Source organism: Tenacibaculum sp. AHE14PA (genome assembly GCF_019278465.1).
Classification (GTDB): domain Bacteria; phylum Bacteroidota; class Bacteroidia; order Flavobacteriales; family Flavobacteriaceae; genus Polaribacter; species Polaribacter bernardetii.
In genome coordinates this window covers 1,406,274-1,429,476 of sequence record NZ_CP058983.1, presented here as the reverse complement: position 1 = coordinate 1,429,476, position 23,203 = coordinate 1,406,274, and the positions used below count along the sequence as shown (strand labels likewise).

General features: G+C 30.8%; 18 protein-coding genes and 3 tRNA genes. 10 read left to right on the top strand and 11 right to left on the bottom strand.

From position 1 onward, the window contains the following. Positions 1–154: 154 nt before the first annotated feature. Positions 155–442, top strand: a complete 288-nt coding sequence (locus H0I30_RS06565; protein ID WP_218771088.1) for a hypothetical protein — start codon at positions 155–157, stop codon at positions 440–442. A gap of 86 nt (positions 443–528) precedes the next feature. Here the strand turns inward: H0I30_RS06565 and H0I30_RS06560 are convergent, their stop codons facing one another. The 5 genes from H0I30_RS06560 to H0I30_RS06540 all read right to left on the bottom strand — a co-directional run bounded on the left by H0I30_RS06560 (position 529) and on the right by H0I30_RS06540 (position 4,524). Beyond that, positions 529–1,050, bottom strand: a complete 522-nt coding sequence (locus tag H0I30_RS06560; RefSeq protein ID WP_218771087.1) for a hypothetical protein — start codon at positions 1,048–1,050, stop codon at positions 529–531. Positions 1,051–1,244: 194 nt separating this feature from the next. Then, on the bottom strand, positions 1,245–1,751 hold the full coding sequence (locus tag H0I30_RS06555; protein ID WP_218771086.1) for a nuclear transport factor 2 family protein: 507 nt from the start codon (positions 1,749–1,751) through the stop codon (positions 1,245–1,247). A gap of 15 nt (positions 1,752–1,766) precedes the next feature. Continuing rightward, complete coding sequence (locus H0I30_RS06550; protein ID WP_218771085.1) at positions 1,767–3,740, bottom strand: PspC domain-containing protein; 1,974 nt, start codon at positions 3,738–3,740, stop codon at positions 1,767–1,769. Next, positions 3,733–4,077 (bottom strand): PadR family transcriptional regulator, encoded by a 345-nt coding sequence (locus tag H0I30_RS06545; RefSeq protein ID WP_218771084.1) that lies wholly within the window; start codon positions 4,075–4,077, stop codon positions 3,733–3,735. Before H0I30_RS06545 ends, H0I30_RS06550 begins: the two co-directional genes overlap by 8 nt. A gap of 18 nt (positions 4,078–4,095) precedes the next feature. Beyond that, positions 4,096–4,524, bottom strand: coding sequence for a DUF4870 domain-containing protein (locus H0I30_RS06540; RefSeq protein WP_218771083.1), 429 nt, complete (start codon positions 4,522–4,524; stop codon positions 4,096–4,098). Positions 4,525–4,761: 237 nt separating this feature from the next. Here H0I30_RS06540 and H0I30_RS06535 point away from each other — a divergent pair, with 237 nt between their 5' ends. The 3 genes from H0I30_RS06535 to H0I30_RS06525 all read left to right on the top strand — a co-directional run bounded on the left by H0I30_RS06535 (position 4,762) and on the right by H0I30_RS06525 (position 7,636). Beyond that, a complete protein-coding gene (locus tag H0I30_RS06535) occupies positions 4,762–6,036 on the top strand; it encodes a pentapeptide repeat-containing protein (RefSeq protein ID WP_218771082.1) in 1,275 nt (424 codons plus the stop codon). 281 nt (positions 6,037–6,317) lie between these two features. Then, positions 6,318–6,773, top strand: a complete 456-nt coding sequence (locus H0I30_RS06530) for a DUF4442 domain-containing protein (RefSeq protein ID WP_218771081.1) — start codon at positions 6,318–6,320, stop codon at positions 6,771–6,773. Between the two features lie 62 nt (positions 6,774–6,835). Beyond that, on the top strand, positions 6,836–7,636 hold the full coding sequence (locus H0I30_RS06525) for a TIGR00266 family protein (protein WP_218771080.1): 801 nt from the start codon (positions 6,836–6,838) through the stop codon (positions 7,634–7,636). Between the two features lie 65 nt (positions 7,637–7,701). Here the strand turns inward: H0I30_RS06525 and H0I30_RS06520 are convergent, their stop codons facing one another. From H0I30_RS06520 to H0I30_RS06510, 3 genes are all read right to left on the bottom strand, one after another. Next, a complete protein-coding gene (locus tag H0I30_RS06520; RefSeq protein ID WP_218771079.1) occupies positions 7,702–9,093 on the bottom strand; it encodes a TlpA disulfide reductase family protein in 1,392 nt (463 codons plus the stop codon). 140 nt (positions 9,094–9,233) lie between these two features. Beyond that, on the bottom strand, positions 9,234–10,619 hold the full coding sequence (locus H0I30_RS06515) for a TlpA disulfide reductase family protein (RefSeq protein WP_218771078.1): 1,386 nt from the start codon (positions 10,617–10,619) through the stop codon (positions 9,234–9,236). 183 nt (positions 10,620–10,802) lie between these two features. Further along, complete coding sequence (locus tag H0I30_RS06510; protein ID WP_218771077.1) at positions 10,803–13,355, bottom strand: ATP-dependent Clp protease ATP-binding subunit; 2,553 nt, start codon at positions 13,353–13,355, stop codon at positions 10,803–10,805. 297 nt (positions 13,356–13,652) lie between these two features. Between H0I30_RS06510 and gyrA the strand changes: the two genes are divergently transcribed. After that, on the top strand, positions 13,653–16,175 hold the full coding sequence (gyrA, locus tag H0I30_RS06505) for a DNA gyrase subunit A (RefSeq protein ID WP_218771076.1): 2,523 nt from the start codon (positions 13,653–13,655) through the stop codon (positions 16,173–16,175). A gap of 17 nt (positions 16,176–16,192) precedes the next feature. Next, complete coding sequence (locus H0I30_RS06500; protein WP_218771075.1) at positions 16,193–17,428, top strand: tetratricopeptide repeat protein; 1,236 nt, start codon at positions 16,193–16,195, stop codon at positions 17,426–17,428. Between the two features lie 74 nt (positions 17,429–17,502). On the opposite strand, the gene H0I30_RS06495 is transcribed toward H0I30_RS06500, so the two are convergent. Then, positions 17,503–18,273, bottom strand: a complete 771-nt coding sequence (locus tag H0I30_RS06495) for a C40 family peptidase (protein WP_218771074.1) — start codon at positions 18,271–18,273, stop codon at positions 17,503–17,505. 18 nt (positions 18,274–18,291) lie between these two features. Continuing rightward, entirely contained in the window at positions 18,292–19,467 is a 1,176-nt protein-coding gene (locus H0I30_RS06490) for an acetyl-CoA C-acyltransferase (RefSeq protein ID WP_218773439.1), read from the bottom strand. Between the two features lie 105 nt (positions 19,468–19,572). Here H0I30_RS06490 and H0I30_RS06485 point away from each other — a divergent pair, with 105 nt between their 5' ends. From H0I30_RS06485 to H0I30_RS06470, 4 genes are all read left to right on the top strand, one after another. Continuing rightward, the gene (locus tag H0I30_RS06485; protein ID WP_218773438.1) at positions 19,573–21,624 is read left to right on the top strand and encodes an HD family phosphohydrolase; all 2,052 of its coding nucleotides are present in this window, start codon (positions 19,573–19,575) and stop codon (positions 21,622–21,624) included. Positions 21,625–21,723: 99 nt separating this feature from the next. Beyond that, positions 21,724–21,807 (top strand) — tRNA-Ser (locus H0I30_RS06480). A 15-nt stretch (positions 21,808–21,822) separates the two neighbouring features. Continuing rightward, positions 21,823–21,897: transfer RNA gene (locus tag H0I30_RS06475), tRNA-Pro, on the top strand. Between the two features lie 29 nt (positions 21,898–21,926). Next, a tRNA-Arg gene (locus H0I30_RS06470) sits at positions 21,927–22,000 on the top strand. A 179-nt stretch (positions 22,001–22,179) separates the two neighbouring features. Here H0I30_RS06470 and H0I30_RS06465 read toward each other — a convergent pair. After that, complete coding sequence (locus H0I30_RS06465; protein WP_218773437.1) at positions 22,180–23,058, bottom strand: metalloprotease; 879 nt, start codon at positions 23,056–23,058, stop codon at positions 22,180–22,182. Positions 23,059–23,203 lie beyond the last annotated feature (145 nt).

Sequence of the window (23,203 nt, the reverse complement as noted above, 5' to 3'; positions counted from 1 at the left end):
CGGATTGTATAGAATATGTGTTATTTATATTGTTTAATTAGTTAATAGTGTTTATTAACATATGTTTACTGTGAAAAGTGTAGTTATTTGTTATTTTTGGTAAATATTATGTTTTTCATGTGTATTAGTAAATAACCTATAATTCCCCAATTATATGATACCAATTAGCGATGTTCAAATTATTGAAAAAGAACAAATTAAATTTTTAAATTTTTCGAAAGCAGAAGTTTTAGGAAAGAAAAATGATCAACTTAACCGTTTTATAGATTTAAAGAGAGCTTTGGCTCTTGGTAATCTAGAAAAAGGAAAAGTAAGAATTACCTTTGTAGATGATACTGGTTTAAAAATGGTAGAAACTACTATATGGGGACTGACAGAGAAGTCGGTCATCTTAAAAAAATCAACAATTATTCCGCTTCAAAGAATTTTAGGAGTAGCGTAAACAACAAAAACCCACACTTTATAAAGTGTGGGTTTTTGTTGTTATGAATTGTTTTTTTAAGGTAGTTTGTCTTTAGTGCTCAGGATTTATTTCAATGTGAATGATTTGAAAATTGATAAAGCATCATAATAGTATTTCTTTTGAAATCTTTCATCAGAAGAATAACTAAATAAATAGTAATTATTTTTAACCTTAAAATAATATGTTATTACTTCATAATTAGTTAGGTTCCAACTGTGTTTATATTGATGGATATAGGTTGTTCCGAATTGAGTTTTATCTTTAATAACCTGTTGAGAATTTATTTTTATTACTTTTTTTAGCTTTTTTATTTCGGCATCTATTATTTCCTTTAGAGACGTTTTTTCTTTTTGAGCGATTTTAAATACTCTAACAGTATTTTTATGAAAAATATCATTTAAATCTTTAGGTGTATAACTTATGAAATCATGATCAATTACAGTCTTCCAATGATTAGGTATTTTTAGAGTATAATTTTGTGAGTTAGTAAAAATCTCTATTTTTTTCTTTTCAGATGAGTTTTTAGTCTCTTTAAGGGAACTACAACTTATCAATATTAGAAAGAGTATAAAAGATGTTTTTTTCATAAATTTTTTCTTTTGCAATTTATATTTATCAAAGATAAAAGCTTTATTAAATAAATTAAGAATTAATCAAAGTTATTAAAAATAAAAAAGCCAAAGCAATTAAGCTTTGACTTAGTAAACTAATAAAACCAAGTATTAGTGTCATTGGAGTTAGCTATAACAAATGAACTAATGTTTTTAGTGTGAACTATATTTTAATGTAGGCTAATAACTTTTGTTATTTTCCATTGTTTGTTTTCTTGTTTCCAAATAACAATAAATTTACTAGGAACTGATTTTTCGTTAGGTTCTTGATTATTAGAAAACTTATGATAACCAATTTGAATTGCGCCGTAATTTTTTATCGGATATACTTCAATACTTCCTTTTATTAAAGTTCGGTTTACTTTGCCACATATGTTTTTCTCTAAGGCTTTTAAAAGATCACTTTTAGAAGTTGATAAACCTCCTTTGTCATGAAAAAACTCTAAATCTTCATCATACAACTTTGCTTGGGTTTTCATGTCACAAGTATTGTATGCGGTAAAATAAATGCTATCCATTTTTACAATTTCATTATGTAAATTAGCATCTACAGCTTTGTAATTCGGAATTTCATCTACTTGTGCATTTGTTATCAATGAGAATAATAAGGCATACAAAAGTGTGATGAATTTAAAGAAAAAATTACCTTTAAAGAAAAAATCGAAAATAGCTCCCATAGTTTTTGTTTTTGATTACCAAGTTTTAAAGGCTAAACCTCTGTGTTCTTGATTATAAGTTCGTCTAAAACCTTTAGAAATATCATTTAAAGTATTGCTAGAGATTGTTAATTCGCCTCTATAACCATCATTGCAATTTATTCTTAGCGTAACTTTATCTATTTGGTTACTGTTATTATATTTAGAATCCACAATATTAATGTCAATATTTTTTTTATTTTTAAACCATGTAACTAGCTTTTCTAATTCTTTTTTAGTGGTTTTTTTACTGATAATAAATTCAGCTTTTAAATCGTTAATAGTGCTGTCGAATAAAAAACTTACATCTTCGTCGTTGTCAGAATTCCAGTTATTATCTTGATTGTTGTTCGTTGTATCATCATCACAATCGGTACATTCAAAACCTTTTGTTGTCATTTTAAAATGATGATTAGCCATATCGCGGTCATAAATATCTTTCGTGTTTTTAACATCATTTAAGAACCTGCGAGAAGATCCTTCAAAATATACTGTTGTTCCTTCTGGTATGAAAATGGTAGCTTTTACCTCTTCATCTTTCCAGATGTTTTTGTATTCGCTTAAAAAGAAAGCATCAAAAACAATGGTGTTATTTGCTGATTTAAAATTGTACTGAATCGCTTTAGCATTATCATTTGCCTTATTACGTTTTCTACCTTCTGATGTTTTTTTAATTTCGATATAAGCATTACCAGTTTCACTTTTACGAACATCAATATTTATATCGTTAGAGTATTTTAACTCAGTATTATTAACGGAAACTCCAATCGAATTATTTCTGTTGCGTAGGTTATGGTTATAATAAATATTATCATCGTTAACTACTCTAATTTTTAGAGGTTCATTTATAGCGTAACTAATACTGTGTTTACTAATATTTGCACCATTATAAGCATGTGTTGTAGCAAACTCGATACCTGAAAAACCGATTGCTAATAAAGATACTAACCAAATTCCTGATAAGGTTAAGATAGCACCGGTACTTAGTTTTTTAATATTTGGTGATAATATTCGTAACCCTAAAATGAATAATACGATAAACGGAATTCCGATTAAAACAAATAATGAAATAGACAGTAACCACCTAGGTAAAGTCGATTCGTAAAAGAAAGGCGGATAATGCACAAATTCACTATCAACATTTAAAAACTCTAAACTTCCTATAGAAAATATACCTAGCAGTAAAGAAACAATAGTTATACCAGCAATAAATATTAATAGTACTCCTATAAATTTACCAAACACTTTAAAAAGTGTTAGTAAAATTTTACCCATAGTGTCTATAAAATCCTGAAAACCAGATTTTGTTTGCGCACGCATTTTTTCGTAATCTGCGCTCGATATTTTTTCTGAAATACCAGTTGCTCCATCTTTTATTTTTGTTGAAAAAGACTCAAACTCGTCACGAATTTTTTTTTCAATATTATCAATATTTACAGCTTCACCTTCCATCTGTAATTTCTCTGAAGTTGTTTTTGCTTCGGGTAATAAAATCCAAAGGATTATGTAGGCTAACGGAGAGAAACCAGAGGCTACTAAAACAATAAAAGCAATACGAATCCAAATAACATCCAGGTTAAAATAATGTGCAATACCAGAGCAAACACCTCCTAAAAATTTATCATCACCATCTCTAAATAATTTTTTAGATGATCGGTTAGTTGATCTTGAGTTGTATGAAGAGTTCTCGTTGTAGTTGTCTTCAGCTTCAGCATAATCTTCGGGTTGCCCCATAATAGCGATAACCTCTTCAATATCGTTTTCGTTTATTACTTGGCGAGCATCTGTAATTCTTTCAGATAAAAGTTCGCTAATACGAGCTTCAATATCTGATATTATTTCGTTTTTTCCCTGCGGGTCATCGCTTAAAGAACGCCCAATGGCCTCTAAATAGCGCTTTAATTTCTGATAAGCAATTTCATCTATATGAAAGAAGAATCCACCTAAGTTTATATTTATTGTCTTATTCATCGTTAGTTGATTTTGTACTTGTTACTAGGTTTACTGCGTTTACTAAATTACCCCATGTTTTGTTTAGTTCTTTTAAAAACATGCCACCGTTTTCGGTTAAAACATAGTATTTTCTTGGCGGACCTGAGGTTGATTCTTCCCATCTATACGTTAATAATCCAGCGTTTTTTAAACGAGTTAATAGCGGATAAATAGTTCCTTCAACCACAATCATTTCAGCACTTTTTAATGTCGAAAGTATTTCAGAAGTATATGCGTCATCATTTTGTAAAATTGATAAAATGCAATACTCTAAAACTCCTTTACGCATTTGTGCTTTTGTGTTTTCTATCTTCATATAATGCGGTTTATGAGGTTATTTTATAAAATTAATTGTAAAAGGGTATGTGTAATTTTCTCCTTTATTTGCTTTCATGGCAGCGATAATTATTAAAGCTATTTTAATAAGTGAAACAACACTTACTAATGAGGCGATTCCAATAAAGCCAAATAAGCCATTGTAAGAATGATGCCCACCAAAATCAATATCTATTCCATTAAAAATATCTAAAAAACTTCCAAAAAAGAAAGAGAAAAACGAAGCACTTAATATAAAGATGTACAAACCAAAACTGATATTAAAGTTTACGGCTTCTTTACCATGATTGTCTAAAAACTGACTTTTATCCTTTAACGTTTGCCATAATATTAGTGGAGTTATAATACTTCCTAAAGGGAATAAGTATCCCGCAAAAGCGGATATGTGTATTAAGAAAGCGTTGGTGTTTTCGTTATTTTTTTGCATGATTAGATAATTTATATAATACTGTACTATGCAAATATATATCTTTAAAAAGGTATTATGCAATACATAGTACTGTAATTAACATTTATTTAACATTTATAGAGAAGGAGGCAGTAGTGTTTTATTTTCGTGTTTTAGATTCAGATAGCCCTGTTTTGCTGGTTTAAATAAGGGAATAGTCCGAGTATTATTTGTAAATTGAGCAACAAAATAAATTAGCTAATGTTACCTGAAAAGATGTTAAAGTATTTTCTTATTACAAAATATGAGGATTTAGAAACAAATCAATACCAAGTATTAAAGGATAATTATTTTACTAATCCAAAAGATAGTTGGTATGAAGAGAAGGAGGTTAATGGAAGTAAAGAGAAAATATGGGATAAAAATAAAGTTACAGAGTTTTGGCAATTGATAAGGCGACATGCTATGAAATTCGGTAGACTAGAAAAATATTATAATTTTTCTGATTTTATTTTTCCTGAATTTGAAGATGTAAGTGATAGGGTAACAAAAGAAGATAAATTAAATTACTCAGAGAACTTTTGGAATGCAGGAGAGGTAAGGAATTTTTCGGAAGATGTAGAATTTCAATTAGCTCAATTTTTAGGGCAAGCGGATTTTAGTGAATCATCTTTTATGAAATACGCAGGATTTGGTAATGTTAAGTTTTCTGAATTAGTTAATTTCAATAAAGTCATTTTTTCGAAGGATGTTATTTTTGCTTATTCTGAATTTTTAGGAAAGAGTGATTTTGTACATTCAATTTTTATGGGACAGGTTAATTTTGAAAAAGCTAAGTTCAGAAGTGATAGTTTTATTCATCATACTACGTTTTCTAAAGAGACTTATTTTAATAAAACTCAGTTTTTAGGTTCGACGACTTTTGATGCTTCTAGTTTTTTAGGAGTCTCTAGTTTTATAGATACGTGGTTTAAAAAAGGTGTTTCATTTGGAGGTGCGGAATTTTCAAAAGAAAATGAAACTTTGTTTAAAGGTTTAAAAGGAGATCAGCAAGGTATTTTGCAACTTGACTTTAGTATGGTGAATTTTCCAAAGAGTGTTGTTTTTAGAGAAGTAAATTTAAAAAATACATTTTTTAATGAATCAGATATTACAGAGGTAAAGTTTAAAAATTGTATTTGGAATGAAGAAAAGGGAAGAATTATTTTTGACAATGAGTCAGATGTTACTAAAGTAAAGTTCGAAAATGGTTTTTGGGATAAACAGAAACGTATGTTTGTTCGTAAAAATAAATTGCCATTTAATAATGAATCACCTTATAAAGAACAAGAGAATCTATATCGAGAACTTAAAATAAATTTTGAGAATTCTAAAGACTGGGAGTTGGCAGGAAAGGCTTACGTTAGTGAGATGGAGATGCGTAAAAAGACTTTTTATGATGAGTTTGTTAAGAGTATTAAAAACTTTCGAGTATTAAAAGCTGTTATAGCCTTTATAAATTATTTTTTATTTAACTTCTATAAGTATTTAGGAGGGTATACTCAAAACTAGATTAGGCCATTATTCTTTTTTATAGGGTTATTTCTTGTTTCTTTGTTTATTTATTCAGATTGCTTTTCGTTAAATGATTATTGTGAGTGTAGTTTTATATCTTGGAAGGAAGCTATAGATGCTAGTTTACCTTTTTTTAAACCAAGTAATAATTCAGAGCATTTAAAATGGATATATTTTCAAAAAATATTTTCGTCTATTCTTTTAACTTTTCTTATTCTTGGGCTAAGAAAAAGATTTAAGCAATAAAAAAAAGAACATTACCCATAAACACTAATAAAATGAAGTTTACACCTCGAAAAATTAATTTTTTCACCTTATTTAAATTGCCTTCTGCATATATCTGTGGAATTAAAGTAAAGTCTATTACTGAAGAGAAATCGATGGTAACGGTAAAGCATAGATGGATTAATCAAAATCCTTTTAAGAGTATGTTTTGGGCAGTACAAGGAATGGCTGCAGAATTAGCTACAGGTATTTTGGTAATGCAAGCTATTGATAAATCTAACAGAAAAGTATCGATGTTGGTAACAAACATGAATGCTACTTTTACTAAAAAAGCAACAGGCAGAATTGTATTTGAGTGTAATGATGGTTTGGCTATTAAAGCGGCAATACAAAAATCAGTAGAAACAGGCGAGGGGCAAACAGTTTTGGTAACTTCAGAAGGTATAAATAAAGACGGAGTTTCAGTATCAAAATTTCAATTCGAGTGGAGTTTGAAAGTGAAACCGTAACCGTAACCGTAACAAAAAATAATTATGAACGTCTAATTTATTAAATACTAAAACCAAAAAAGATGAACGCGCACGAAATAGATTATCGCATTTTCGGAGAAGAAATGCAGTATGTAGAAATTGAATTAGATCCACAAGAAGGGGTTGTTGCCGAAAGTGGAAGCTTTATGATGATGGAGGCTGATGTGAAAATGAGTACTATTTTTGGTGATGGTTCTAATCAAGAAACAGGTTTGTTAGGTAAGATATTTTCAGCAGGTAAAAGAATTCTTACTGGTGAGAGTTTATTTATGACCGTTTATACTAACCAAGGAAGTGGCAAAAAACAAGTTTCGTTTGCTTCACCATATCCAGGAAAAATTATACCAATCGATTTATCAGAATTTGATGGTAAGTTTATTTGTCAGAAAGATGCTTTTTTATGTGCAGCGAAAGGAGTTTCTATTGGTATAGAATTTTCTAAGCGGTTAGGTAGAGGTTTGTTTGGAGGAGAAGGTTTTATAATGGAGAAACTAGAGGGAGATGGAATGGCTTTTGTGCATGCTGGAGGCACAATGGCAAAAAAAGTATTGCAAGCAGGTGAAATTTTAAAGGTAGATACGGGTTGTATTATTGGTTTTACAAAAGATGTGGATTATGATATTGAGTTTGTAGGAGGAATAAAAAATACGGTGTTTGGTGGCGAAGGTTTGTTTTTTGCGAAACTTCAAGGTCCTGGTACGGTTTATATTCAGTCTTTACCATTTAGCAGATTAGCTGGTAGAGTTTTAGCAATGGCGCCACAAAATGGTAAAGGAGATAAAGGAGAAGGAAGTGTTTTAGGTGGTTTAGGAAATATTTTAGACGGTGATAATAGATTTTAAACGTATATAATCAGCATAAAAAAAACCGCCAATTGGCGGTTTTTTTGTTTTAAAATATAATTACATTATATTTTTAATTCATCAAAGATATTAATTAGCCTTTCCCCTTGAGATGGTACAGGCGCATTAGGGTTTACAATATTACCATCAGGATCTATAATGATGAATTTAGGCAATCCTTTTATTAAAAACTTCTGAGCCCATTCTAAATCTGCTAATTCTTTTCCGCTAAATAGTTGTATTCCTGTCATTTCACGATCAACAATAGTTTGTTTCCACTTGTCATAATCATCATTAGCATCAACACTAATACTTACAAACTCTATGTTTTTTCCGTGGTATTCTTCTTCTAGTTTCTTTAATAAAGGGATTTCTCTTTTACAGTAAGCACACCAAGTAGCCCAAACATCAATATATAAATATTTTCCTTTACCTAATAAATCATCTAAAGACGTGTTTCCTCCATTATAATTTTTAAAATCTTTAAATTTAGGAGCTGGTTGCCCTTTAGCGGTAGTTTTTAAAATGTTATAGGTATTAGATATTTCTTTTTTATGATTTTTATTGGTAGAATATGCCATGAATTTATCACGAAATTCTTTTAAATTATCAGTGTAAGTTATACCATCTTTAGCGTTTTTGTATAATAAATCATTTTTTGCAATGGTGTCATTTACTTCAGTTTGTACGGTTTCTAAATACGTTAAATAGTAATCTTCTCCTTCTTTATTTTTTTCTTGAGATATTTTCTTTATCTGGACTCCTAACATTTTACGGTAAGAATATGAATTTACATAATCATCACCACTACTGTAATTAAAGTCTTTTAAAGGGTCAGGAAAATCTTCTGATACTTTAAAATCGGCATTGCCAGTTAAAGTTCCATAATAACCTTCATAATTACTTAAGTTTCTTAAATATTCAAAATCAATGTTTTTTACTTCACTCTTTAAGAATTCAGTAGGTAAATTGTTAGCAATAGATAACTCCGTTAAAGCATCTTTATATTCGTCCATTTTTTCTAAAAATGCTTCTTCTTCTAAAGAGAATAATTTATTAGCATTTATTAAAATTTCAGAAAATTTTTTCTTTTTTTGAACAAAATAGCTGTTAATGTTTGCATTAGTTCCTTTAAAACTAATTTCAGCTGCTTTTTTATAATCAAGCTTAATTGCTGTGTCTACAGTGTCATTGAGATATAAGTTTAAAGACACTCTTCTTTCTTGAAGTATAAGCGTGTAATATCCGTCTCTATTAATCCTAATAGTATCTGAAAATGAGGATGTTTCCTTGTTAAATTTTATTTTTTTAGTAAAATTAAAGCCTTCTAAAGTAATATTTCTTTTTTTGAAGTTCTCTATGTTACCAGATAAAATAAGGTAGTCTTTTACTGGTTTTTCTTTTTTACATGAAAAAAAAGCAACACATGCAATACATAATAGGATTAGTTTTTTCATTTCTTCTCAATTTTAAGGGAAATTACTTTTTTTTATTCGGTTCTCAAAATTGCAATTTAATTAATAAATTTTGAAGCATAAAAAAACCGCCAATTGGCGGTTTTTTTATGCTGATTATATTATTATATTATTATATTATTTTATATTTTTAATTCATTAAAAATATTAATTAATTCTTCTCCTCCAGAAGGTGCAGGAGCGTTAGGGTTTACAATATTTCCATTAGGATCTATAATAATAAACTTAGGTAATCCTTTAATTAAGAATTTTTGAGCCCATTCTAATTCAGATTGTTTTTTTCCACTAAATAATTGTATTCCTGTCATTTCACGATCTACAATTGTTTGTTTCCATTTTTCATGTTGGTTTTTATCATCAACACTAATACTTACAAACTCAATATTTTTTCCGTGGTATTCTTCTTCTAATTTCTTTAATAAAGGAATTTCTCTTTTACAAAAACCACACCAAGTAGCCCAAACATCAATATATAAGTACTTTCCTTTGCCTAACAAATCATCTAAAGAAGTCGTTCCACCAGCATAGTTTTCAAAATCTTTAAATTTAGGAGCTGGTTGCCCTTTAGCTGTAGATTTTAGCGTATTGTAACTAATTGAAATTTCTTTTTTATTCTCTTTGTTTGTAGAGTAAGCCATGAATTTATCATGAAATTCTTTTAAGTTTGTCGTAAAAGTAATACTACTTTTCGCACTTTCATATAATAGATCATTCTTTGCTAAAGTATCATTAACTTCTGTTTGAACAGTTTCTAAATATGTTAAATAATAATCCTCTCCTTCTTTATTTTTCTCTTTAGTTAAAGCCTCAATTTGAGTTTCTAACATTTTACGATAAGAATAAGAATTTACATAGTCATCACCACTACTGTAATTAAAGTCTTTTAATGGGTCAGGGAAATCTTCTGAAACTTTAAAATCTTTATCTCCTGTTAAAGTTGCGTAAAAAACTTCATAATTACTTAAGTTTCTTAAGTACTCATAATCAATGTTTTTAACTTCACTCTTTAAGAATTCGGTAGGTAAATTATTAGCGATAGACAGCTCTGTTAAGGCATCTTTATATTCATCCATTTTTTCTAGGAAAGCTTCTTCCTCTAAAGAGAATAACTTGTTAGCGTTTATTAAAATTTCAGAAAATTTTTTCTTTTTTTGAACAAAATAGCTGTTGATGTTTGCATTGGTCCCTTTAAAGCTGATTTTGTCTGCTTTTTTGTAATCAAGTTTAATTGCTGTATCTACAGTATCATTAAGGTATAAATTAATAGGTTTTTTATTAACGATTAAAGTATAATAACCGTCTCTATTAATTTTTAAAGTATCAGAAAAAGAACCTGTTTTTTTATCGAATTTTATTTTCTTGCTAAAACGAAAACTTTCCAAAGTAATATCTCTTTTTTTGAAGTTCTCTATATTACCAGATAGAATAAGGTAATCTTTTACTGGTTTTTCTTTTTTACATGAAATAATGGTAACTCCTATAAGTGCTAAAAGTACTAGTCTTTTCATTGTTTAATATTTTTGTTAATAAGGGATTTAGGGGCCGAAGTTACTTTTTTTAGAATTTTTATCAAAGAATTTAACAAAATATTTACTATTTTTTGGGTCTTTAGTGAAAAATTACTTATAAGTATCTTGTGTTTTTTGAAAAAATAAAACTCCCAAACACAGTGTTTAGGAGTTTTGTATGTTTTACTCGCCTATTTCAGTGCGAGATTCTGTAGGTTTTTCTCCTTTTTCTATTTTGATGATTAACTTGTTGTCTTTTTCATCTAAATCCATAAAAATAGTATCACCTTCATCTAGTTTAGAGTTTACAATCTCTTCAGCTAAAGCATCTTCAATGTATTTCTGAATTGCTCTTTTTAAAGGTCTTGCACCATACTTTTTATCGAATCCTTTATCTGCTATATAGTCTTTAGCTTTTTCGCTTAACATTAATTTATAGCCTAAATCAGCAATACGCGTTAAAAGTTTTTCTAATTCGATGTCGATAATTTTATGAATATCTTCTCGTTCTAACGAGTTAAAAATGATAACATCATCAATACGATTTAAAAATTCGGGAGCAAATGATTTTTTTAAAGCTCCTTCAATAATACTTTTTACATGTGCATCTTCTTGATTTTTTTTAGAAGCAGTACCAAATCCAACACCAGCGCCAAATTCTTTTACTTTACGAGCTCCAATATTAGAAGTCATAATAATAATAGTGTTTCTAAAATCGATTTTTCTACCCAGACTATCCGTAATATGCCCGTCGTCTAAAACTTGTAAAAGCATGTTAAAAACATCTGGATGTGCTTTTTCAATTTCATCTAAAAGTATTACCGAATATGGTTTTCTTCTAACTTTTTCTGTTAACTGTCCGCCTTCTTCATAACCTACATATCCTGGAGGTGCACCAATTAAACGAGAAATAGCAAATTTTTCCATATACTCACTCATATCAATTCTAATTAAAGAGTCGCTAGAGTCAAATAATTCACGAGCCAGTACTTTTGCTAATTGAGTTTTTCCAACTCCAGTAGACCCTAAGAAAATAAAAGAACCAATTGGTTTATTGGGGTCTTTTAAACCTACACGATTACGCTGTATGGCTTTTACTACTTTGGTTACAGCATCATCTTGACCTATAACTTTGCCTTTAATCATGTTAGGTAAATCGGCTAAACGATGACTTTCTGCTTCGGCAACTCTGTTAACAGGTATTCCTGTCATCATAGAAACAACTTCGGCAACATTATCTTCGGTAACAATTTCTCTATTTAGTTTAGCGTCTTCTTCCCATTGGTTTTGAGCAGATTCTAGCGCTGTTTCAATATTTTTTTCGTCGTCACGTAGCTTTGCTGCTTCTTCGTATTTCTGGCCGCTTACAGCTTTTGTTTTTTGTTCGCGAATTTGTTCCAGTTTAGCTTCTAGTTCTAATATTTGTTGCGGAACAACAATATTGGTTATATGTATTCTAGATCCTGCTTCATCTAAAGCATCGATAGCTTTATCTGGTAAAAAGCGATCTGTCATGTAGCGATTCGTTAATTTTACACAAGCATCAATAGCTTCATCAGTATATGATACTTGGTGATGAGTTTCGTACTTAGCTTTAATGTTATGTAAAATTTGTACTGTTTCTTCAACCGTTGTAGGTTCTACAATTACTTTCTGAAAACGACGCTCTAAAGCACCATCTTTTTCGATGTTAGTTCTAAATTCGTCTAAAGTAGTGGCACCAATACATTGAATTTCTCCACGGGCCAAAGCTGGTTTAAGCATGTTAGAGGCATCTAAAGAGCCTGTAGCACCACCTGCGCCAACAATAGTGTGAATTTCGTCGATAAATAAAATAATGTCGTCATTCTTCTCTAATTCGTTCATTAGGGCTTTCATGCGTTCCTCAAACTGACCTCTATATTTTGTTCCGGCAACTAAGCTGGCTAAATCTAAAGAAACAATCCTTTTATCGAATAAAATACGAGATACTTTGCGTTCTACAATTCTTAACGCTAAACCTTCTGCTATGGCAGATTTACCAACACCAGGCTCTCCAATTAACATTGGATTGTTCTTTTTACGTCGACTTAAAATCTGAGAAACACGTTCAATTTCTTTTATTCGACCAACAACTGGGTCTAATTTGCCAGTGGTTGCTAATAATGTTAAATCGCGCCCGAAATTATCTAAAACAGGAGTTTTAGATTTTTTAGCTTGTTTTCCTTTAGGTGTTTGTTGCCCGAAAGGATTTGATTTTTCATTACTAAATTCATCTTCAGAAGGTGTTTCGGCAGTAGGAGAAGAAAAAGTATCTTCTACATGGAGTTCCTTGTAAAGCGCTTTTGCTTCTTCGTAGCCTACATCATATTTTTGAAGTAGTTTAGTAGTTGGGTCATTTTCGTTACGTAAAATACATAACAACAAATGAGCAGTGTCTATAGAGTTACTTTGATATAATTTAGCTTCTAAAAACGTTGTTTTTATTGCTTTTTCAGCTTGTCTTGTAAGGTGCAAACTCTTTTTTTCGATGTTTGCTATTGATGGGGTGGTTGGGTTTAATTTCTCTAATTTATTGCGCATTAAATCCAAATCTACATCGTAAGTAGTTAGTATTTCAATAGCTTTACCGTCTCCTTTCCTAATCAAACCTAATAACAGGTGTTCTGTTCCAATAAAATCATGCCCTAGTCTTAAGGCTTCTTCTTTACTGAAAGTAATTACATCTCTAACTTGTGGTGAAAAATTATCGTCCATAAATTTAATTTGTATAAATGTAAAGTTAGTAAGTTTTTTTCTTAAAAATTACAAAAAAGATGCCAATAGTTTTAAGCAGACATAATGGCAAGATCAATATATGAAAATAAATGTTAAAATTGTTGATAAGTATGATTAAAACAGTAAGTTTATTTTTTGTGTAAAAGCAGCCATTATAGTATCTTGCAATGTTTTAAGAGGTACAGCTAATTTTAGTGTATTTTAGGAGTGAGTTTTATCAAGTGTAAAATTCACTTTTTTAACGAAATTGAGAATTAATATTTTAAAAAAATATATATGGCAGATGGCGAAAAGTTGATCCCTATCAACATTGAAGAGCAAATGAAATCAGCGTATATCGATTATTCGATGTCGGTTATCGTATCAAGAGCATTACCAGATGTAAGAGATGGTTTAAAACCAGTTCACAGAAGAGTTTTATATGGTATGCATGAGCTAGGGATTAAAGCAACAGGATCATATAAGAAATCAGCAAGAATTGTAGGGGAAGTACTGGGTAAGTATCACCCACATGGTGATACCTCTGTATATGATTCTATGGTTCGTATGGCACAGAGTTGGAGTGTACGTTATATGATGGTTGATGGGCAGGGTAACTTTGGTTCTGTTGATGGAGATTCTCCAGCAGCAATGCGTTATACCGAGGTTAGAATGCAGAAGATATCAGAAGATATGTTAGCTGATATTGAAAAAGAAACTGTTGATCATCGTTTAAACTTTGATGATACTTTGCAAGAACCAACGGTTTTACCAACACGTATTCCAAACTTATTAGTAAACGGAGCGTCTGGTATTGCAGTAGGTATGGCAACAAATATGGCACCGCACAACTTAACAGAAGTTGTAAACGGTACGATTGCTTATATCGAAAATAGAGATATAGAGATTGATGAGTTAATGCAGCACATTAAAGCACCAGATTTTCCTACGGGAGGAACTATTTATGGTTATGATGGTGTAAGAGATGCTTTTCATACAGGTAGAGGTCGTATTGTAATGCGTGCCAAAGCTACTATTGAAGAGGTAAAAGGAAGAGAATGTATTATTGTTACTGAAATTCCTTATCAGGTTAACAAAGCAGAAATGATTAAAAAAACTGCCGAGTTAGTAAATGATAAAAAATTAGAAGGAATTGCCAATATACGCGATGAGTCTGATAGGAACGGAATGCGTATTGTATATGTCTTAAAACGTGATGCGATACCTAATATCGTCTTAAATAAATTATATAAATATACACAATTACAAACATCGTTTAGTGTAAATAATATTGCGTTAGTAAAAGGCCGTCCAGAGCAATTAAACTTAAAAGAATTAATTCATTATTTTGTAGAGCATAGACATGAAGTTGTTGTTCGTAGAACAGAATTTGAATTAAAGAAAGCAGAAGCAAGAGCACATATTTTAGAAGGATTAATTATTGCTTCGGATAATATTGATGAAGTAATTAAAATTATTCGTGCTTCTAAAAATGGAGATGAAGCTAGAGAAAGTTTAATTGAACGTTTTGAATTGACAGAAATTCAGGCCAAAGCAATTGTAGAAATGCGTTTGCGTCAATTAACAGGTCTAGAACAAGATAAGTTACGTGCAGAGTTTGACGAAATTATGTTAACAATTACGGACTTAAAAGATATTTTAGCAAACGAACCAAGACGTTACCAAATAATTACAGATGAGTTAACGCTTATTAGAGATAAATATGGTGATGAGCGTCGTTCTGAGATTCACTATGCTGGTGGAGATATGCGTATCGAGGATATGATTCCTGATTCTAAAGTTGTAGTAACTATTTCTCATGCAGGTTATGTGAAACGTACCAATCTTGATGAGTACAAAGTTCAGAATAGAGGAGGACGTGGGCAAAAAGGAGCAACAACTCGTAACGAAGATTTCTTAGAACATTTATTTGTAGGAACAAATCATCAATATATGATGTTCTTTACTCAAAAAGGAAAAGTGTTCTGGATGCGAGTTTATGAAATTCCAGAAGGAGGAAAGAATACCAAAGGTAGAGCAATGCAAAACCTAATTAACATCGAACAAGATGATAAGGTAAAAGCGTTCTTAGTTACTGAAGATTTAAAAGATGAAGAGTATATTAATAATCACTTTGTGATTATGGCTACTAAAAAAGGGCAAGTTAAAAAGACGCCTTTAGAGCAATATTCTCGTCCAAGAACTAATGGTATAAATGCAATTACAATTAAAGAAGGCGATGAACTATTAGAGGCTAAATTAACAACTGGTGATAGCCAAGTGATGTTAGCTTTAAAGTCAGGTAAGTCTATTCGTTTTGAAGAAGCAAAAACCCGCCCAATGGGAAGAACTGCATCTGGAGTTAGAGGTATTACATTACAACACGATAAGGATGAAGTTGTAGGTATGATTGCAGTAAATGACATGGATAGTAATATTCTAGTTGTTTCTGAAAAAGGATACGGAAAAAGATCTAAACTAGAAGATTATCGAGTTACAAACCGTGGAGGAAAAGGAGTTAAAACTTTAAATATTTCAGAAAAAACAGGTGAATTAGTTGCAATTAAAAATGTAGATGATTCAAATGATTTAATGATTATTAATAAGTCTGGACTTACAATTCGTATGGCTGTTGAAGATTTACGTGTTATGGGACGTGCAACGCAAGGTGTTCGTTTAATTAACATAAAAGACACCGATAGTATTGCTGCCGTTGCAAAAGTTATGCGTGAAGAAGACGATGATGAAAATGAAGAAGAAGAAAATGGCACGGAAATTGAAAATGAAGATATAACAAACGAAGATCAAGAACAACAATAAATAAAACAGTAATTAAAATGAAAAAACAAATTTTAACCTTTTCTTTAGGATTGATGACATTAGGATTAATGGCTCAAAAATCTGAATTAAAAGCAGCTGAGAAAGCTATAAAAAAACAAGATTATTCAACAGCAATTTCTACTCTTAACTCAGTTGAAGAACTAGTAATGGCAGAAGGAGAAGATAAATATAAATCTAAATTTTATTTCTTAAAAGGTAAAGCTTTAGCGGCAAAAAAAGATTATAAAAATTCTGCAGAAGCTTTTCAAATATTATTAGCAATGGAGGATAATAAGTATTCTGAACAAGCTAAACCATTATTGAATCAATTAGTTCAGGAAGTATCTAACAAGGCTGTAGATTTATACAATAATAAAAAGGATTACAAAAACGCAGCCGAAAACTTTTACTTAACATATATGTTAAGTCCAACAGATACTTCTTTTGTGTATAATGCAGCTATATCAGCAACACAAGCAAAAGATTATGATACAGCAATTAAGTATTATAAAGAACTAAGAAAAGTTGGTTATACAGGTGTTGAAACTCAATATGTAGCAACAAATAAATTAACAGGTAAAGTTGAAAACTTAGGTTCTAAACAGCAAAGAGATTTAATGGTTAAATCTAAAAAGTATATTAAGCCTAGTATAAAATCTTCTGAATCTAAAACAGCTATAATTGTTAAGAATATTGCTTTACTATTAAAAGAGCAAGGGAAAACTGATGAGGCTATTGAGGCTTTAGCAGAGGCAAGAAAAGCAAACCCAAAGGATTTAAATTTATTACTCAATGAAGCTGATATGTATAGTAAGCTTAAAAGAATGGATAAGTTTGGAGAGTTAATGAGTGAAGCAATTGCTTTAGATCCAGAAAACCCTACATTATACTATAATTTAGGAGTAGTTAACTTTAATGAAGGAAAAGTTGATGATGCTAAAAAATATTATAGAAAGGCAGTTGAATTAAAGCCGGACTATGCTGATGCTTATATGAATTTAGCGGTTGCTGTTTTAAATAAGGATAAGAAAATTGTAGAGGAGATGAATAAAAATTTATCAAACTTTAAAAAGTACGATGAGTTAGCTTTACAACAAAAAGAAGTTTATAAAGAAGCGTTACCTTACTTAGAAAAGGCAGATTCTTTAAATAGAAATATGGATACTGTAAAGACTCTTATGAACTTATACGAGGTTTTAGAAAATGAAGCGAAAGCAACAGAATATAGAGACTTATACAAGTCAATGAAATAAGATTATATCAGAAACATAAAAAAACCGAAACTTAAAAGTTTCGGTTTTTTTTGTACTTGTATTTTAAGGAAATTCTAAATAAAACGTTTAATTACTCTTAATTTATGAGTGTGTTTATTGGTGTCTATATTATAAATACCGCTATGATCTAACTTGTCAATTCGTACTTTACCATGCGCATGAATAATATTATAATCATTCATAATAATACCAACATGGGTAATATTGCCATCTTCATTATCGAAAAAGGCTAAATCACCAGGTTCACTTTCTTCAATAAAACTTAAGACTTCACCTTGTTTGGCTTGCTCTTTGGCATCACGAAATAAATTGTAGCCACACAATTTATATACTGTTTGTGTAAAGCCAGAGCAATCAATACCAAAAGGCGATTTTCCGCCCCATAAATATGGCACATTTAAAAATAGAAAAGCAGTATCGATAATAACAAATTTAGCTAGTTTCGTATTACATACTTTCCCTTCGTAAGAATATAAAGTTTTATTAATATTGATATTCTTGTCTTTGTAAAACGGAAGTCTAGCTCCCATAGGGATTGTAGTTAAATTATGATTGTTATCAGTAATAAAATCAATTAATTCACCTGCATAGCTTTTGTTTTCTTCGGATAAAGAATTATAAACATCCTCTGTAATTTCTTCATATTGCTTATTGTCGATAAAACCTTCGTAGTTATCGAAAGCTAAACGAATTTTACTCCATTTTTTAGATTTTTCTAAAACCATAAAATGCTCGCCAAAAACTACTTGATTTACCATTTCTGATCGGTCAGCAGGTTCAAGACGAAGAGGTACAATACTTAAATTACAAATTCCGAAAGACATTGACTAGTTAATTAAAGATTAAACTCTTTCGATTACCATTGCGCTAGCACCTCCACCACCGTTACAAATACCGGCAGCACCTATTTTAGCATTATTCTGTTTTAAGATAGACGTTAAAGCGATAACAATTCTAGCTCCAGAAACTCCTAATGGATGTCCTAAAGAAACAGCTCCACCATTTACATTTACCTTATCTGCAGATAAACTTAAAATTTTCATGTTAGCTAAACCTACAACAGAAAACGCTTCGTTTAATTCAAAGTAATCTACATCATCAATTGCAACTCCAGCTTTCGCTAATGCCTTTGGCAATGCTTTAGCAGGTGCAGTGGTAAACCATTTAGGTTCGTGAGCAGCATCTGCATATCCTTTTATTTTAGCTAAAGGAGTTAAGTTTAATTCAGCAGCTTTTTCAGCAGACATTAAAATTAAAGCAGCTCCACCATCATTAATTGTTGATGCATTTGCAGCAGTAACTGTTCCGTCTTTAGTAAAAGCAGCGCGTAAAGCAGGAATTTTCTCCATTTTCACATTTTTATATTCTTCATCTTCAGAAAAGACAACAGGTTCGCCACGACGTTGAGGTATTTCTACCGGTACAATTTCATCAGCATATTTTCCTTCACTCCATGCTTTAGAAGAACGTTTGTAAGATTCGATAGCAAAAGCATCTTGCTCTTCTCTAGAGAAACTATATTCAGTTGCACATTCATCAGCACAAACTCCCATCGCTACTTGTTCATAAGCATCAATTAAACCGTCTTTTTGTAAACCATCTTCCATTTTAATAGGACCGAATTTAGAACCAGTTCTTGCATGTTGATAATGAGGAATCATACTCATGTTTTCCATACCACCAGCAACAACAACATCAGCATCACCTAAAGCAATTGCTTGCGCAGCTAACATGATAGATTTCATACCAGAAGAACAAACTTTATTTACAGTAGTACAAGGTACAGTGTTAGGAATTCCTGCAAAAATTGCAGCTTGACGAGCTGGTGCTTGACCAATTCCGGCAGAAACCACATTTCCCATAAAAACTTCATCGACCATTTCTGGCTTTAAGTTAATTTTCTCTAAAGCTCCTTTTATTGCTACAGCACCTAACTTAGGTGCAGGTATAGTTGATAAACTGCCTAAAAAACTACCGATTGGTGTTCTAGCAACTGATACAATAACTACTTCTTTCATATATTTGAATGTATTGTGTTAAGATTTGTTTTGCGAAAATAACCATTTTATAACCAATACTCAAATAATAGAGAAAGGTTATATTTACATTTTTAAACATATAAAATGAACGATTTCATTAATAAGTTATATAAGAATAATGCTATTATTTATAAAGTATTATTATTTTTAATTACAGTTGTATCAATTGTATACCTCTTCCCTAAAGAAGGACAATTTAAATATGATTATCCGCAAGGAAAACCTTGGCAGTATGATAATTTTTATGCGCCATTTGATTTTGCTATTCAAAAAACTGCAAAAGAAATTGATGCGGAAACACGCGAAATCAGGTCTAATATTAAAAAATATTTTGTTTATAATGAAGAGGTAGAAACACGAGTTTTAAATTCTTTTGAAGCTAAATTAGCTCTTTCCGATTCTTTATCAGTTAAAGATTTAAGTGCTTTAAAAAAGGAAGGAGAACTTGTTATTAAGAAAATATATCATTACGGTTTTTTAGATGATGCGAGTGTAACAAGAGGAAACCCAGGAGAACTTATAATTTTACGTAAAGGAAATTCGATAGATGATATTTCTTTTTCTATGTTATTACAATCAAAAGATGTGCTTAAGTTTATTTCAAAAAACACCAATAAGCTTGATGTAAGTAAACAAAACATACTTTTAAACCTTTTATCAGAAAGTCTTAGACCAAATGTTATTTATGACACTAAATATAGTAGTAAAGAGTTAAATGAAGCTTTAAGAAATATATCACATGTAAAAGGAAAAGTTTCTAAAGGAGAGTTGATAATATTAAAAGGCGATGTTGTTGTTGGAAGAAAATTCAATATTTTAAAATCATATGAAACTGCTTCAAGTTCGCAACTTTGGACAAAATCTAATTATTATTGGATTGTTTTTGGATATACAATTTTAGTAGCCTTAGCACTGTTAATGCTATTACTTTTTTTACAGAAATATAGGTTCGAAATTTTTAACGACAACAATAAAGTAACCTTTATTTTCTTTAATGTTTTTTTAATGATTTTTGTGCAAACATTGGTTGTTAAATACAATTCTGAATACCTTTATGTTGTACCGTTAAGTATTTTACCAATAGTTTTAAAAGCTTTTTTTGATGCTAGACTTGGATTATTCACACATGTGCTAACGGTTCTTTTGTTAGGATTTATTGTGCCTAATAGTTTCGAGTTTATCTATTTACATATTATTGCAGGTATTGTAACAATATTAACAGTTTCTGAGCTGTATAAAAGAGCAAGTTTATTTATGTCGATAGGACAAATTACTCTAATTTATATGGTTACTTATTTTGCTTTCTCAATATTAAAAGAAGGAAATGCAGATAAAATAAATTGGTTGTATTTCGGATTGTTTGCAGCAAACGGATTATTATCCTTCTTGGCAGTATTCTTTATTTACTTTTACGAGAAGTTGTTTGGTTTGGTTTCTGATGTTACTTTGTTAGAATTGTCTAATACAAATTCGAAATTATTAAGAGACTTAAATGAAAAAGCGCCAGGAACCTTTCAGCACTCAATGCAAGTGGCAAATTTAGCAGAAGCTGCAGCAAACGAGATAGGTGCTAATTCAATGCTTGTAAGAACAGGAGCACTGTATCATGATATTGGTAAAATGGCAAACCCAATGTATTTTACAGAAAACCAATCTACAGGTGTAAACCCTCACAACGAATTATTACCAAAAGATAGTGCCCGAATAATTCTAGACCATGTTATAAAGGGAATAGAAATAGCAAAGAAAAACAAACTGCCAGACAGAATAATAGATTTTATTAGAACACACCACGGAACGAGTGTTACTTATTACTTTTATAAGCAAGAATTAAAGAACACTATAGAAGGAGAGGAAGTAGATATTAAAAAGTTCCAATACCAAGGCCCAATTCCTTTTTCTAAAGAAACAGCTATTTTAATGATGTGTGATGCAGCTGAGGCAGCTTCTAAAAGTTTAAAAAACCCAACAGCACAATCAATAGATAATTTAATAGATAAGATCATTGATAAGCAAAAAAACGACAATCAGTTCACAAATTCGGATATTACCTTTAGAGAGATAGAAAAAATAAAAAAAATTATTAAGAATAAGTTGATGAGTATCTATCACTTACGAGTTGAGTACCCTGATTAGTGTAATTTTTTTTAAAAAATACTTGTGAAAGCACTTAAGTGGTTGTATATTTGCACTCGCAATTTAAAACTCTTATTTATTAAGTAGTTTAAAGTTCGAGGAGAGGTGCCAGAGTGGTAATGGAGCAGATTGCTAATCTGTCGACGGGTAACTGTCGCCAGGGTTCGAGTCCCTGTCTCTCCGCAATTAAATTGCACTCGGGGTGTAGCGTAGCCCGGTCATCGCGCCTCGTTTGGGACGAGGAGGTCGCAGGTTCGAATCCTGCCACCCCGACACTGTTTTCGTAGAAACATAAAAACTACGGGCTCTTAGCTCAGCTGGATAGAGCACCTCCCTTCTAAGGAGGCGGTCGGAGGTTCGAATCCTCCAGGGCTCACTTAAAGCTTCACTAGAAATAGTGAGGCTTTTTTGTTGTTATTAGGTTTATGATAGTTTAGAATAATATACCATTTCTTGTGATTAGACTATGATTATATGGATCAACATATAATAAAAAAAAGAGAGGTTTTTAAAACCTCTCTTTTATAAAATGATCAACCCTTATTTAATATTATTTTAGTTATTACTTAGGTTAGCATATTCTTCTTCAGAGATTTTTCCTGAATGAATATCGTTTAACTCTTTTATTTTAGTTAACATGAATTCATGTAATCCTTGATCTATTTTTTTAGGCTTTTCAATATTGCTAGATTTTAATTTACCAGGTAAAATATAGCTGTTATAGTAGTAGAAAAAGTTATAATCAAGATTAGCATTAGATAAAGTACCGTTATTAGCGAGTAACCATCCTAACCTTACAGAAGAACGTCTTTGCGCTGCAGTTCCATGAGATGAACCGTTAGAGCCAGCAATAGATTGAGAAAAATTATATGCAGGAATAACATCAGACCAATTAGATGTATAGCTTCTTCTTAAAAAATATCCAGCAAAACCATCTGCCTCTAACTCTGTATTAGAAGCGCCTCTTACTGAAGGGTACCCTTGCCTGAATTGTATTTGATGCGCTACTTCATGAGCAACAATATATGCTACGGCAGATCTTCCGTAGTTTAATGCGCCACTCAGCATTTCTTCACCCCAAATAATATAATTGTTAGGAGGTCCGTAAGAAAGTGCATTAAATGTACCGCTTCCTGCTGCAAAATAAAGAGGAACATTTGATATTCCAAACAGATTTGAAGCGTTATTGTTTTGTTGTTTTAAAAAATTTGTTTCACTTGTGTTTACAAGTGTGTTTGACCAATAAGAATTTGGTCCAAATTGAGATACTGTTGCGCAGTTGTGCGCTGTGTTATGATTACCTAATTCATTAGGTAGGACACCAGTTTCTGGAGAGTTAGCATTTAAAGCTATGTCTTTTTCTATTTCTTGTTTGTCGCAACTTTGTAACGAAACTAGAATAGCTAACGTCATTAATTTGATAATTTGTTTCATTTGTTTGAAGGATTTGAAGGTTGATCAAATTAAAAACGGAAGTAATTGTGTATTATTGTTTATTTGTGTAAATAGTTAAAAAACAACAAGAAGTGTAATTTATTAATGTAGTAGTTATTTTTTTATGTGATATTAAGTTTTTATT

Excerpts from the sequence above, each read along its gene's own strand:
- H0I30_RS06515 (WP_218771078.1), bottom strand. The coding sequence starts at position 10,619 with ATGAAAAGACTAGTACTTTTAGCACTTATAGGAGTTACCATTATTTCA.
- gyrA (WP_218771076.1), top strand. The coding sequence starts at position 13,653 with ATGGCAGATGGCGAAAAGTTGATCCCTATCAACATTGAAGAGCAAATG.
- H0I30_RS06485 (WP_218773438.1), top strand. The coding sequence starts at position 19,573 with ATGAACGATTTCATTAATAAGTTATATAAGAATAATGCTATTATTTAT.
- H0I30_RS06550 (WP_218771085.1), bottom strand. The coding sequence starts at position 3,740 with ATGAATAAGACAATAAATATAAACTTAGGTGGATTCTTCTTTCATATA.
- H0I30_RS06520 (WP_218771079.1), bottom strand. The coding sequence starts at position 9,093 with ATGAAAAAACTAATCCTATTATGTATTGCATGTGTTGCTTTTTTTTCA.
- H0I30_RS06525 (WP_218771080.1), top strand. The coding sequence starts at position 6,836 with ATGAACGCGCACGAAATAGATTATCGCATTTTCGGAGAAGAAATGCAG.
- H0I30_RS06540 (WP_218771083.1), bottom strand. The coding sequence starts at position 4,524 with ATGCAAAAAAATAACGAAAACACCAACGCTTTCTTAATACACATATCC.
- H0I30_RS06535 (WP_218771082.1), top strand. The coding sequence starts at position 4,762 with ATGTTAAAGTATTTTCTTATTACAAAATATGAGGATTTAGAAACAAAT.
- H0I30_RS06490 (WP_218773439.1), bottom strand. The coding sequence starts at position 19,467 with ATGAAAGAAGTAGTTATTGTATCAGTTGCTAGAACACCAATCGGTAGT.
- H0I30_RS06500 (WP_218771075.1), top strand. The coding sequence starts at position 16,193 with ATGAAAAAACAAATTTTAACCTTTTCTTTAGGATTGATGACATTAGGA.
- H0I30_RS06495 (WP_218771074.1), bottom strand. The coding sequence starts at position 18,273 with ATGTCTTTCGGAATTTGTAATTTAAGTATTGTACCTCTTCGTCTTGAA.
- H0I30_RS06565 (WP_218771088.1), top strand. The coding sequence starts at position 155 with ATGATACCAATTAGCGATGTTCAAATTATTGAAAAAGAACAAATTAAA.
- H0I30_RS06545 (WP_218771084.1), bottom strand. The coding sequence starts at position 4,077 with ATGAAGATAGAAAACACAAAAGCACAAATGCGTAAAGGAGTTTTAGAG.
- H0I30_RS06560 (WP_218771087.1), bottom strand. The coding sequence starts at position 1,050 with ATGAAAAAAACATCTTTTATACTCTTTCTAATATTGATAAGTTGTAGT.
- H0I30_RS06555 (WP_218771086.1), bottom strand. The coding sequence starts at position 1,751 with ATGGGAGCTATTTTCGATTTTTTCTTTAAAGGTAATTTTTTCTTTAAA.
- H0I30_RS06465 (WP_218773437.1), bottom strand. The coding sequence starts at position 23,058 with ATGAAACAAATTATCAAATTAATGACGTTAGCTATTCTAGTTTCGTTA.
- H0I30_RS06510 (WP_218771077.1), bottom strand. The coding sequence starts at position 13,355 with ATGGACGATAATTTTTCACCACAAGTTAGAGATGTAATTACTTTCAGT.
- H0I30_RS06530 (WP_218771081.1), top strand. The coding sequence starts at position 6,318 with ATGAAGTTTACACCTCGAAAAATTAATTTTTTCACCTTATTTAAATTG.